This is a genomic window from Bacteroides sp. GM023 (assembly GCF_014750685.1).
In the GTDB taxonomy this organism is placed as follows: Bacteria; Bacteroidota; Bacteroidia; order Bacteroidales; family Bacteroidaceae; genus Bacteroides.
In genome coordinates, this window is the sequence record NZ_JAAXGE010000002.1 from 40,305 (window position 1) to 53,283 (window position 12,979).

At 47.3% G+C, this 12,979-nt stretch carries 10 protein-coding genes; all 10 read left to right on the top strand.

Going from position 1 to position 12,979, the window contains the following annotated elements:
- The first annotated feature begins 19 nt into the window (after window positions 1–19).
- The 10 genes from HC965_RS03090 (at window position 20) to HC965_RS03135 (ending at window position 12,978) form a co-directional block, all read left to right on the top strand.
- Window positions 20–1,009: a glycosyltransferase family 8 protein gene (locus tag HC965_RS03090; protein WP_191030072.1), complete on the top strand. Its 990-nt coding sequence runs from the start codon at window positions 20–22 to the stop codon at window positions 1,007–1,009.
- 2 nt (window positions 1,010–1,011) lie between these two features.
- Entirely contained in the window at window positions 1,012–2,109 is a 1,098-nt protein-coding gene (locus tag HC965_RS03095) for a glycoside hydrolase family 99-like domain-containing protein (protein ID WP_191030073.1), read from the top strand.
- 9 nt (window positions 2,110–2,118) lie between these two features.
- Complete coding sequence (locus tag HC965_RS03100; protein WP_191030711.1) at window positions 2,119–3,030, top strand: glycosyltransferase; 912 nt, start codon at window positions 2,119–2,121, stop codon at window positions 3,028–3,030.
- Window positions 3,027–4,115 carry a glycosyltransferase family 4 protein gene (locus HC965_RS03105; protein ID WP_191030074.1) on the top strand — a complete coding sequence of 363 codons (1,089 nt, stop codon included), beginning with the start codon at window positions 3,027–3,029 and terminating at the stop codon, window positions 4,113–4,115. Before HC965_RS03100 ends, HC965_RS03105 begins: the two co-directional genes overlap by 4 nt.
- 48 nt (window positions 4,116–4,163) lie before the next feature.
- Window positions 4,164–5,429 (top strand): glycosyltransferase family 4 protein, encoded by a 1,266-nt coding sequence (locus HC965_RS03110; protein WP_191030075.1) that lies wholly within the window; start codon window positions 4,164–4,166, stop codon window positions 5,427–5,429.
- The gene (locus tag HC965_RS03115; protein WP_191030076.1) at window positions 5,422–6,171 is read left to right on the top strand and encodes a glycosyltransferase family 2 protein; all 750 of its coding nucleotides are present in this window, start codon (window positions 5,422–5,424) and stop codon (window positions 6,169–6,171) included. Before HC965_RS03110 ends, HC965_RS03115 begins: the two co-directional genes overlap by 8 nt.
- A gap of 2 nt (window positions 6,172–6,173) precedes the next feature.
- Window positions 6,174–6,683, top strand: coding sequence for an RNA polymerase sigma-70 factor (locus HC965_RS03120; RefSeq protein WP_191030077.1), 510 nt, complete (start codon window positions 6,174–6,176; stop codon window positions 6,681–6,683).
- Between the two features lie 76 nt (window positions 6,684–6,759).
- Window positions 6,760–7,923, top strand: coding sequence for a FecR family protein (locus tag HC965_RS03125; RefSeq protein WP_191030078.1), 1,164 nt, complete (start codon window positions 6,760–6,762; stop codon window positions 7,921–7,923).
- Between the two features lie 12 nt (window positions 7,924–7,935).
- On the top strand, window positions 7,936–9,072 hold the full coding sequence (locus tag HC965_RS03130) for a TlpA disulfide reductase family protein (protein WP_223854673.1): 1,137 nt from the start codon (window positions 7,936–7,938) through the stop codon (window positions 9,070–9,072).
- 336 nt (window positions 9,073–9,408) lie between these two features.
- On the top strand, window positions 9,409–12,978 hold the full coding sequence (locus tag HC965_RS03135; protein WP_191030080.1) for a SusC/RagA family TonB-linked outer membrane protein: 3,570 nt from the start codon (window positions 9,409–9,411) through the stop codon (window positions 12,976–12,978).
- The last annotated feature ends 1 nt before the right edge of the window (window position 12,979 follow it).

Genomic DNA, 12,979 nt, shown 5'->3' on the forward strand with positions numbered 1-12,979 from the left:
ATCCAAAAGGAGAAGAAGCATGATGGAGAAAATACCTGTTTTTTTTACATTTGACAGAAACTACGTAGTAGCGGCCGAGGTCGCTATTTACTCCATGCTGAAATACGCCTCGCCAAAGTATGAATACAAGCTGTATGTACTCCATACGGACATTCCTGAACATCTGCAAGAAGAAATAATCCGATTAGTAGGTAAATTCAGGAATGCGTCCCTCGAGTTTATCGACACCTCTTCTTTTGATGATGATAAGAATATCCTCCGGAGCAAAGCCCACTTCTCCAAGGAAATATACTACAAACTTATTGCAGCCGAAATATTCCCCCAGTATGACCGGATTATCTGTACCGATGTAGATGTCGTATTCACCGGCGACATATCCGAATCTTATTTCATGCATCAGGACAAATTCTTCTATTTTGCAGGAATAGGGCAGATATTGGAAAGCGACCGCGTCAAGAACTACAAGGATAAGTTCACCACAGAAGAGATAGAAATACTGAAGAAAGAAATTGCCGCCGGATACCTGCTGATGAACTTAAAGACAATCAGGGAACATTCGATGCAGAAGAAGCTGACAGATTACTATAAAGCCAACTACCACAAGCTATGCTTGCCGGAACAGGACTGCATTATCCTGTGCTGCTGGCCGTACATCGAATATCTCCCGATAAAATTCTGCGTGTGCAATCACTATTATAAGACAAATCCCGATACAACGGCTTTCTATCAGGACAACGACGGCCTGCCGAAAGCACACGAAGAAGCACGCCGCCTGTTCAAGGAAGCTTTAGATAATCCCGTGCAACTTCATTATGTGGGAGAAAACAAGCCTTGGAACAGCCTTTCGGTTATCAAACACGGAGTCTGGCTATCCTTGCTCCGCGAATCCGGCTGCACAGCCAGATTCCTGAAAGAACTGCCGGGCTTCATACAAAAAAGAGCAAGGAAATACAGCCTGAAACGTTTCTTATCAAAAGTTTCATCCCGTCTTTCCTCTAAAAAACAGTAATTATGAATAGCAATCAAGTACGTGTCATAGCCTTTTATCTTCCCCAATATCACCCCACTGCCGAGAATGACCAATGGTGGGGCAAAGGGTTCACTGAATGGACGAATGTGGGCAAAGCCCGGCCGTTATTTCACGGGCACTATCAGCCCCGTGTTCCTGCTGACTTGGGCTATTATGACCTGCGAGTGCCCGAAACCCGTATAGAGCAGGCTGAAATGGCCGAAAAATACGGAGTAGAAGGTTTCTGTTACTGGCACTATTGGTTTGGCAACGGACGGCAACTCCTGCAACGCCCCTTTCAGGAAGTACTGGCATCCGGCAAGCCCGATTTCCCCTTCTGCCTTTCATGGGCTAATCATAGCTGGGAAGACAAGCAATTCAGCAAAGAGGGAACCCACCGGGTACTCATGGAACAACTCTATCCGGGCGAAGCGGACGAGACAGCCCATTTCAACACATTGCTTCCTGCTTTTAAAGACCATCGCTACATATGCGTAGACGACAAGCCCGTATTCATGGTATATAACCCCTTCGAGTTGCCCGACGCCAAACGGTTTATCGGACTATGGCAGAAACTCGCCCGTGAAAACGGTCTGAAAGGTATCCATTTCATCGGACAGACCAATAATGCCAACGAAGTGCAGGTGCTAAAAGGAATGGGATTTGATGCCGTCAACATTGTCAGACTGTTCGACTTCTTCAAACAGGACTACTCCCTCCTTGAAAAAGTTCACATGAAAGCCATGCGTATCATTTTCAAAAGAGGACGTGTCGTTGACTACGCCCGGGCTGCCAAGTTCTTCACCGGCACCGAAGACCGGGAGACGGACTGCTACCCGACCATCATTCCTAACTGGGACCACTCCCCGCGCTCCGGCAGAAAAGGACATATCCTCATTCATTCCACACCGGAGAAGTTCAAGAAGCATATACTCCAAACGTTCGCCAATGTCATTCACAAGCCTGAGGACAAGCGCATTGTCTTCCTCAAATCATGGAACGAATGGGCGGAAGGTAACTACATGGAACCGGATTTGAAGTTCGGGCTTTCTTATCTCGAAGCATTAAAAGAAGCAATGAACGAAACCAGCCAAAAATAACAGCATATGATGACTCCAGCACCTATCCTTTTATTCGTATACAATCGGCCGGAACACGTCCGCCAATGCATCGCCTCTTTACAGGCCAATGAGCTGGCGGCACAAAGCCCACTCTTCATATACTCCGACGCAGCCAAAACTCCTGAAAGCCGGGAAGGCGTGGAACAGACCCGCCGATTCATCCGCGACATTGACGGGTTTGCCTCTGTCACTATCATCGAACGGGAACAGAACTGGGGCTTGGCACGAAGCATCATTGACGGAGTAACCACTCAGGTAAACCACTTCGGAAGAGTGATTGTAATGGAAGACGACCTCATCGCCGCCCCCTTTTTCCTGCAATTCATGAATGACACACTCGAGACGTACAAGGACGAGCCACGTGTAGGACATATTCAGGGCTGCGATTTCACGCAAGACACTTCCCTGCCCGATACCTTTCTCATCAAATGGACAGGCAGTTGGGGATGGGGCACCTGGGACAGGGCTTGGAAACTGTTCAATCCGAATGGCAAGGAACTTCTCCAACAATTGGAAGAGCGCAATCTCACTCACAGATTCGACTTCAACAGCACTTACGGTTATACACGGATGCTGCGCAGACAAATCGAAGGAAAGAATAACTCATGGGCCATCCGCTGGAACGCCAGCCTATTCCTGGCAGACATACTTTCACTAAATGCCGGACGTTCACTCATCCGGAACACCGGCTTCGACGGCAGCGGAACCAATTGCGGTGGCGGGGGATTGTATGACTCAACCCTATGGTTGAACCCGCTTCCGGTGAAAAAGCTATCGCCGATAGAAGAAAACGAGAAAGCCAGAGAAGCATTTGTGCGCTACTATCACCGTACAAATTGCTTTATGGCAAAGGCCATCCGAAGAATAAAACGCACATTGAAGGGAGATTTCGGAGCATGAAAATCTATTATTACCACACACGTCCCATACAGGAAGCACTGGAAGAATGGAAAAACCACCTGCACCCCGGACACATCTTATACGGGCTCACGCACTTCGAAAAGCAGGGCATCACCCCGATACTCCATCGTTACCGCCGATTCTCATCCCGGTTACGGTTTTCGCTCTACAACTTCTTTGAAATCATACGTTGCAAAGAGCCGTATGACCTGTTATACGGCACCTCTTTCTACGGATTGGAACTTGTCATCTTTTTCCATGCGCTGGGACTGTACCGCAAACCTATCGCCATTTGGCATCATCAGGCAGTAGTTCGCAACTCCGGCAAACTGAAAAACCTGATTTCACGCTTCTACTATAAAGGTATCGACCAAATGTTCTTTTTCAGCCAGGCATTGATAGACGATTCGCTAAAATCGGGCAAAGTCACCGCCGACCAACTGCATCTGATACATTGGGGAGCCGACCTTGCTTTTTACGACTATCTGAAACAGCATCTTCCCGCCGCAAAAGACGAGAATCAAGAGAATCACGAAAATCAAGAGAAAGCGTTTATCACTACCGGAAAAGAGAACCGCGACTTCGCCACCCTGTTAAAAGCATTTGCCGACACAGGACTCCCCATCGACATTTTCACTACGCCTGACAAGGACTACGAACGACTGTTGCAACAATACACATCGTACACCAATATACGGACACATATCACCAACGGCATCATTCCTCACAAACTTGCCATAGAAGTGTGCCGTTCAAAAGTGGTAGTAATCTGTTGCCTCAACTTCCCCTATACAGTCGGGCTGACCACCCTGGTAGAAGCATTCGCACTGAGGCTTCCGGTGATTTGCAGCCGCAATCCCAAGTTCGAGATGGACATCGAAAAAGAAGAAGCCGGCATCTACGTAGACTATAACGACATCGAAGGATGGAAACGAGCCATCCACTACCTTTCCACCCATCCCGAAGAGGCACAGCGGATGGGAGCCAACGGTCGCAAACTGGCGGAACGGGAGTTTAATTTGGAACATTACAGCCGCGAATTATCCGAAAGACTGGTGGATACGGTAAAAACTTACCGCAAATAACCATAGATTTACAACGAAAAATGTAACTTTGCATAAACTTTTATGCCCATGAGAGTCCTGATTATAAATACATCCGAGCGAATAGGTGGAGCAGCCATCGCAGCAAGCCGGCTAATGGAATCACTGAAGAACAACGGTATCAAGGCCAAAATGCTGGTACGCGACAAGCAGACTGACCAAATCAGTGTGGTTAGCCTGAAAGGGAATTGGCTGCAAGTATGGAAATTCATGTGGGAACGCATCGTTATCTGGAGTGCCAACCGTTTCCGCCGTTACCACTTGTTTGACGTGGACATTGCCAATACGGGGACGGATATTACATCACTCCCTGAATTTCGCCAGGCCGACGTTATCCACTTGCACTGGATTAACCAGGGAATGCTCTCATTGAGTGACATACGGAAGATACTTGTATCCGGCAAACCCGTAGTCTGGACAATGCACGATATGTGGCCATGTACGGGTATCTGCCATTATGCACGGGAATGCAAGAACTACCAGCAGGAATGCCACAACTGCACCTATATCTATAAAGGCGGATGGCGGAAGGACTTATCTTACCGCATTTTCCACAAGAAACAAAAGCTATACAGCCAGGCTCCCATCCATTTCGTCACTTGCAGCCGCTGGCTGAAAGAACAGGCCAAATCCAGTGCGCTGCTTGAAGGGAAAAGCGTCACTAATATCCCGAATGCCATCAATACTAATCTGTTCAAGCCAATGGACAAGCAGAAAGCACGGGCTAAATTCATGTTGCCGGAAGACAAGAAGCTGATTCTATTCGGCTCGCTGAAGATTACCGACAAACGCAAAGGGGTGGATTATCTCATCGAAGCCTGCAAACTGCTGGCAGAGAAGCATCCCGAATGGAAAGATTCGTTGGGAGTCGTCGTATTCGGCAACCAGTCGCAGCAACTGCAAGAAATGCTTCCTTTCCGCGTCTATCCGCTCCCTTATATGAAGAATGAGCACGAGATAGTAGATATCTACAATGCCGTAGACCTCTTTGCCATCCCGTCCCTGGAAGAGAATCTTCCAAACATGATTATGGAAGCAATGGCTTGCGGAGTGCCCTGCGTAGGATTCAACGTAGGCGGTATCCCCGAAATGATTGACCATCTGCACAACGGCTACGTAGCCCGATATAAATCTTCGGAAGATTTAGCCAACGGCATATACTGGATTTTGACGGAGCCGGAATATGACGAACTCTCCGCGCAAGCCTGCCGCAAGGTAGTGGCCAACTACTCGGAAAGCATCATTGCCAAGAAATATACAGATGTCTACAACAAAATAACGGGAAAATATGCATAGCGTCCACCCTACTCCCAAGTTCTCGATTATCACGGTGACATACAACGCTGAGAAGGTGCTGGAAGACACGATTCAAAGTGTCATCTCGCAAACGTACCATCACGTGGAATATATCATCGTGGACGGAGCTTCCAAGGATGGGACTTTAGCCATTATCGACCGCTACCGTGAGCGGATACACACCGTAGTGAGCGAGCCGGACAAAGGACTGTATGACGCCATGAATAAAGGAATCGCCCTCGCCGGTGGCGACTACCTTTGCTTCCTGAACGCGGGCGACTGCTTTCACGAAGACGACACGTTGCAACAAATGGTGCACAGCATCAATGGCAACGAACTTCCCGACGTACTCTACGGAGAAACCGCCATCGTAGACAAAGACAGGCACTTCCTGCGTATGCGCCGGCTGGCCGCCCCGGAAAGACTGACCTGGAAAAGTTTCAAACAGGGAATGCTGGTCTGCCACCAGGCTTTCTTCCCCCGCCACACGCTGGTGGAACCCTACAATCTGAACTATCGCTTTTCCGCCGACTTCGACTGGTGCATCCGCATCATGAAGAAAGCGCGTACACTCCACAATACCCACTTGACGATTATCGACTATCTGGACGAAGGAATGACTACCCGCAACCGGAAAGCGTCTCTCAAAGAAAGATTCCGTATCATGGCTACACACTACGGACTGATTGGCACCGTAGCCCGTCATGCCTGGTTTGTCCTGCGGTTAGTAACCCGACACTGATTATGACCTATTCAAAAGAGAAGAAGTACAAAGACTTTGAAGCATTGTTCCGGGAGAATTATACCCGGCTGTATTTCTATGCGTTCAACCTGGTCGGCGACCAGGAATGTGCAGAGGATATAGTGGGCGACACCTTTAGCTATTTATGGGAAAACTATGATACGGTAGTGGGAGACGTTTCGCCACTACCTTTATTATATTCCCTCGTCCGCAACAGCTGCATCGACCACCTGCGCCACTGCGACGTGAAGAGCAGATACGCATCCAATATCTCGCAGAACGCCGAGCACTGGGAAGAAAACAGTGACGACGAAGAACACCAGGAACGTATCTCCCAAGTGATGTCCGCCATCAACCAGCTCCCGCCGCAGACCCGCAAAGTCTTTGAAGCCTGCTTCCTCCACGGAAAGAAATATAAAGAAGTGGCAGAAGAAATGGGCATCACGGTCAATACTGTAAAAACACTCATATCCAGAGCCTTATCTTTCGTCAGAAATAAAACCGAGAAATAATAATTGCACACGAAGACAAAAAAAGAGTTTTTATTGTCACCCATTTCGTGTAGCACAACGTAATAATATATAGAATATGAAAACTGAAGAGCAACACATGCAGGAGCAAGATTACGAATATGCCTTACGGGCATTGGACGACTGGAAATTCCGCCAGTCCGAGGAATTCATTGCCTGGCTCGAAGAGGAATCCCACCACGCTCTGTTCCGTGAAATGATGGACAGCCGGGAAGCCTTGATGAACCTGAGCCCGCAGATGGCGCCGGATGTGGAGAAAGCCTGGAAACGGGTAGACCCGCATCGCAAGACGTCCTCATTCAGAAAGTACTATTTATGGGCGGCAAGTGCGGCAGCTATCGCCTTGCTCGTCATAGGTTATTCATTCTTCTCTACCCCAGAAGAAAATTCGTATCCAGAAGTGGCGATTGTTTTCCCCGCTTCTGAAAGAGTGCAGAGCATAGAACTACAAACCGGTGACGGACAGATTGTGCCTATCACCAGTGAAGCAAACAAACATTTATTAGCGAAGACAGGGGCTCAACTGGAAAATGAGTCCCTAAGATACCAACACGCCACCGAAGCGGAAGAGCCGGTGACTACACATATATTAAGCACGCCGAGAGGTAAGAATTTCAAAATCGTACTGGAAGACGGAACGGAAGTCTGGCTGAATGCGGAAAGCAAGCTGCACTATCCCAACCGGTTTGCCGGCAAAGAACGGAGGGTGGAACTGGAAGGGGAAGCATTTTTCCATGTCGCCAAAGATGCCACCCGTCCTTTCATCGTAAAAAGCGGAACTGCGGAAACACGTGTGCTGGGAACCGAATTCAACTTCCGGTCTTACCCCCACGAAAGCAGGCACGTCACACTGGTATCGGGCAGTGTCATCGTATCCGACACCCAAAAGGAGAATGAATTGCAGCTTCATCCCGGCGAGGATGCTCCCCTGGATGAAAACGACTTGATGCTCATCCCGCGCAAGGTAGACATCAACGAGTACGTATCCTGGAAAGAAGATTTATTCTGTTTCAGGGAAGCGCAGCTCGTTGAAATCATGAAAGCCATCGGGCGCTGGTACAACCTGTCTATCGTTTTCGCGGACGAAGCGTCCATGCACTATCATTTCAATTTCTGGGCGGAACGCACAGACCAGCCGGAACAAGTTCTCAAACTTCTCAATCAGGTAGGAAAAGTGAAGGCTACCCTCGAGGGTAACCGGATTACGATAAGTAAACTATAAAAAAAGAGAACGATGAAAATGAAAAGATTTTATGGACTTTGTATCTTCTTACCAGCAGTTTCTATGGCTGTGGCGCAAGTGCCCTACCAGATTGAAGGAACCTGGGAGAACGGAGCTGGAAAAACTGTTTATCTGCAGAAATACGTCACGGCCGATAGCCTGCAAGCCATCGACTCGGTAAAGGTTGCCTCGGATTTTTCTTTCTCACTGAAAGGGAAGGTAAAGGAGGAACAGCGGATGTCCATCAGTTGCGGTCCCAAGAATAAAGCCGAAATCTTTGTCAACGCCACTCCCCTTCAAGTTACTATCGAAGAGAAAACAGTCACCGACAAGAAAGGAAAAACACGCAACACCACCCATATAGAAGTGAACGGCGGCCGCGAACAAGAAGTCCTGAAAGCAGGCGGAACGCTTTCCACCACCGCTTCTTTCTTCCAACTGGGAAGGATGATAACACTGTCACAAGCATTGAACTCAAAAGATACGACGGCCATTGATTCGGCCAAATACAAAGTGGCCATGATAGACAGCCTGATTGCAAGGTCGGTACAGAACTACATGGATACCACCCGCAATGACGTTGCCTCCACTTATTTCTTCGAGCGTTATCTAATGACGAACCAGACATTGGACGAGGTGCTTTCTTTCTACGACAAGCTGACAGACCGGGTAAAGAAATCGGCTCCGGGGTTGGTCTTGAAACAAAAGATAGAAGATATGCAACAAGTCAATATCGGTGGAATGGTGCCCAACTTTGAGCTGACTACTCCCGAAGGAAAGAAACTTTCCCTGTATGAGCTCCGTGGACACATCGTGCTGCTGGACTTCTGGGCGTCCTGGTGTGGCCCCTGTCTGGCAGAAGTGCCCAACTTAAAAGCAATCTACGAGAAATATCACAGCAAAGGGTTGGAGATTCTCGGTGTATCGCTGGACGAGAAAGAAGCTGCCTGGAAAGGTGCCATCGAAAGAAAAGGACTCACCTGGAAGCACGTATCCTCACTGAAAGGATGGAAATGCCCCATAGCGCAAATGTTCAAAGTGACGGGTATCCCCCGCATGTATATCATTGACGCGCAAGGAAAAATCATAGCGCAAGACCTGCGCGGAGAAAAACTTGCCCAAAAGATGGATGAGCTTTTCGCAAAATAGTTTTTTAACTCTGTGATACTGTAAACTGTCATATAGCCACATAAACACGGCTGTATGACAGTTTTATTCTATTAACACCTTTCATTTTGCTATACAATTCAAGTGTTTACCTGTTGCATAATTATTCAAAAAGTATAAAATAGAACCAATTGCCTGCATTTTCTCAAAAAAAGTTTCTTTTCTGTCACCCATTCCCAAAGATAAAACGTAATAAACATATAGAAGGCTTAAAAAAGCTTACGGAAGGGTTTTATAGGAGTAAAAGAACAAAGTTTGTCAAACACTAAATGCATAATCATGGTGGAAATTTGGACTAATTCCTTCAAAAGGAGCAGAATGAATCACTTTGCGGCCAAAATGTTCTGGTTGTTGTTGACCTTAACAGTATTCAGTGCCAATATCCGGGGACAACAAAGTGAAAAGAGGATTTCACTTGAGTTCAAAAATGAACGGCTTGCCAATGCTTTCAAGAAAATAGAAGAAGCAAGCGGGTACAAGTTTATCTTTAACTATGAGGATATCTTTGCCTACGGCGTCACGGGGAGTATCAGGAACAAGACAGTCACCGAAGCGCTGGATGAAGTGATTGGCAAAAAGCCGTTGGTGTATAAGATAGACGGCAATTTTATTACGATTGCCCTGAAACCCGGCAGTCCGGAAGCTGAAGCAAAATCCAGGCTATGCCAGTTGGACGGTATCGTCATAGACGAAAACAGGCAGCCGCTTCCAGGAGCGCACGTCATCATTGAGGGAACGAAATGGGTGACAACTACGGATATAAACGGGGCTTACAACTTTTTAGTTGAAAACAGTACCACCTACACGCTCCGGTTTTCTTATCTGGGCATGCAAACAAGGCAAGTCAAAGTATCTATCGAAAAGGGGCTTGCCAACAAGAAAGTATCGCCTGTCATCCTGAAAGAGAGTGATGCTGCTTTGAGTGAGGTGGTCATCACAGGTTATCAAGTGCTGGACCGCCGTGAATCTGCCAGCGCGGTTTCCTCGATAAAAGCTGCGGACATCATGGTGCAGGGAGTCAGTTCTATCGACCAGATGCTTCAGGGTACCATACCGGGCATGGCGGTAATGAATACTTCGGGTGAGCCTAGTGCCACTCCCAAAATCCGTATCCGTGGTAATGCTACCATCAACGGTAATAAATCTCCGGTATGGGTGGTGGACGGAGTTATTCTTGAACAGGATGTACCTTTCACTGCTTCGGACATCAATAGTGAAGATGCCGAGTATCTGATAGGTAATGCCATCTCGGGGGTAAATCCGCAGGATATTGAAAGTATCACTGTATTGAAAGATGCGTCGGCAACTGCCATTTACGGTGTGAAAGCCGCTAATGGGGTGATTGTAGTGACTACCAAGAAAGGTAAGGCAGGTCGTCCTGTCATTACTTATAATGGTAATGTCACGCTGAATACCCGTCCTTCCTACTCCAACTATCATCAGATGAATTCGCAGGAGCGCATCGCTTTCTCCAAACAGTTGGTTGATGCCGGATACAACTTCGGACGCACGCCGTATGGCCCGACGTACGAGGGTGCTTATGAAGCATTGATGAACAAAGACATGACGTTGGACGAGTTCAAATCGGAAGTCGGCGCCATGCAGACAAGGAATACGGACTGGTTCAAGCATTTGTTCCGCAACAGCATCACGCATACGCACAACGTCAGTGTGTCCGGTGGTACGGAGAAAATGACTTATTATATCTCTGCCGGTTATCAGAATATCGAAGGCGCGGCAAAAGGTTCGGATACCGAAAAGATTAGTACGCTGGCTAAGATGACGATGGATATTAACAAGCACATCAGCTTTACCGCCAAAGTGGACTTTACCAATACGGCCAATAGCGGATACAGTTCTTCTGTCAATCCTTTCAACTATGCGTATAGCAAGTCAAGAACCATTCCTGCTTTCAACAATGACGGTTCATACTATATGACTTTTGAGAAATCCGGAAACACCGGTACAAAGTCTATCGGCTACAATATCCTCAAAGAGTTGGATAATACCGGAAAGTCGTCCCAACTGGATGATTTCAACGCCTTGCTCCAACTGGATGTGAATATCATCAGCGGACTGAAGTACACCGGTACTTTCTCTTACCACAATACCAATACGGCACAAAGGGACTGGGCTACCGAGCAGTCTTACAACATAAGCAGTATCAGAGGGTGGGATTATGGTATGTACACTCCCTATGATACGGATATTTACAATGCGTCCGCACTTCCTTACGGTGGTATGCTGTATCAGTCTAACCTGCGTAAAACGGGTTATACCATCAGAAACCAGGTAAGTTACACCGAAATATTCGGCGGATATCATCACGTCAATGTCATGGCGGGTACGGAAGCACGACGCAATGCTTACAAAGGTGTGGGCATCACGGGCTACGGATGGACACCTGAATTTGGCGAGAAGTTCAATCCGGTGATAACCGAGCTTTTCACCAGCCAGTATATACAACCAGGAAAGACTCTGCCCAGCAATACCAATTCGTTCACGCAGGTGGCCTCTTTCTACGGAGTGGCTTCTTACTCATATGACAACCGCTATATTCTGAATATGAATATCCGTTCGGATGGTTCCAACAAATTCGGTAGTAACCCCAAATACCGTTGGTTGCCTACTTATTCATTCGCGGTGAAATGGAATCTTATGAATGAAGGATTCCTGAAAGATGTTTCGTGGATGGATAATCTGGCGCTCAGAAGTTCCTACGGTATTCAGGGAAATATCCATGAAGATTCTTCACCATTCCTGATTATCACTACCGGAAACAGGGTGGAGAATATTCCGACTTCCAGCATCCGTTTATTGCCCAACCCCGACTTGAGATGGGAGAAAACACGTTCATGGAACGCTGCTGTTGACTTCTCGTTGCTGCAAGGACAGATAAGGGGTGGAGTCGATGTCTACGGTAAGAAGACATCCGACTTGATTATGAGTAAAACGGTAGCCTCCTCCAACGGAAGGACACTGTTATATTATAATGCGGGAAAAATGAGCAACAAGGGTGTGGAAGGCTTTATCAATGTCGGGCTTTTAAAGAAGAAAGACTGGGAATGGAGAGTCGGAATGAACTTCAGCCGCAACATCAACAAGATTACTTATGCCAATCCGGAAGATTTAAGTGATGTGGAGATTGTAGAAAAGATGCTGAATGGTAGTCTTGCCATAGAAGGAGCACCCATCGGTTCCCTTTACGCGTATGAGTTTGCAGGTATCAATCAGGACAATGGATATGCCATGTTCTATACAAAAGACGGAAGAGAATCAATCCGGGGTTCGAAAACGGATATGAGACTGGTGCGCTGCGGTTCTATCTTCCCCAAACTAACCGGTGGATTCGACACGCAACTTCGTTATAAGGATTTCTCTTTATCAATGAATTTCACGTATAGCATCGGTAGTGTGGCACGGATTCCCAATTATTATGCGGATAATACCTATTATATAGACCCGTTGAGCAACCTTTCCACCGATTGGCTGAAATGCTGGAACAAGCCCGGCGACCAGACCATTTATCCGGCGCCGTATAACAGCGCTGCATTGACCAACTACTTCGGAACGGAAGCGGGAGCCGCCTACGATACTTATGACTCGACAATAAAAGGAAAAACGATTTATCCATATGAAATGTATAATTACAGCAATATCAGAGTGGCGAAAGCCGACTTCCTGAAGCTGAAACTCGTTGCGCTAAGTTACAATCTGCCCAAAAGAGTGTTGGAGCCATTGAATGTCAACAGTCTGATGTTGCGCTTTCAGGTAACTAATCTGTTCACCATCGCGGACAAGAAGTGGAACGGCCTGGACCCGGAAACAAACGGAGCCAATATCCCCGCTTTACCGACATTCAGTTTAGGAGTAAATGTTTCATTTTAAC

Bases quoted from the DNA above. Each gene is read 5' to 3' on its own strand.
- HC965_RS03090 (WP_191030072.1), top strand. From the start codon at position 20: ATGATGGAGAAAATACCTGTTTTTTTTACATTTGACAGAAACTACGTA.
- HC965_RS03095 (WP_191030073.1), top strand. From the start codon at position 1,012: ATGAATAGCAATCAAGTACGTGTCATAGCCTTTTATCTTCCCCAATAT.
- HC965_RS03100 (WP_191030711.1), top strand. From the start codon at position 2,119: ATGACTCCAGCACCTATCCTTTTATTCGTATACAATCGGCCGGAACAC.
- HC965_RS03105 (WP_191030074.1), top strand. From the start codon at position 3,027: ATGAAAATCTATTATTACCACACACGTCCCATACAGGAAGCACTGGAA.
- HC965_RS03110 (WP_191030075.1), top strand. From the start codon at position 4,164: ATGAGAGTCCTGATTATAAATACATCCGAGCGAATAGGTGGAGCAGCC.
- HC965_RS03115 (WP_191030076.1), top strand. From the start codon at position 5,422: ATGCATAGCGTCCACCCTACTCCCAAGTTCTCGATTATCACGGTGACA.
- HC965_RS03120 (WP_191030077.1), top strand. From the start codon at position 6,174: ATGACCTATTCAAAAGAGAAGAAGTACAAAGACTTTGAAGCATTGTTC.
- HC965_RS03125 (WP_191030078.1), top strand. From the start codon at position 6,760: ATGAAAACTGAAGAGCAACACATGCAGGAGCAAGATTACGAATATGCC.
- HC965_RS03130 (WP_223854673.1), top strand. From the start codon at position 7,936: ATGAAAATGAAAAGATTTTATGGACTTTGTATCTTCTTACCAGCAGTT.
- HC965_RS03135 (WP_191030080.1), top strand. From the start codon at position 9,409: ATGAATCACTTTGCGGCCAAAATGTTCTGGTTGTTGTTGACCTTAACA.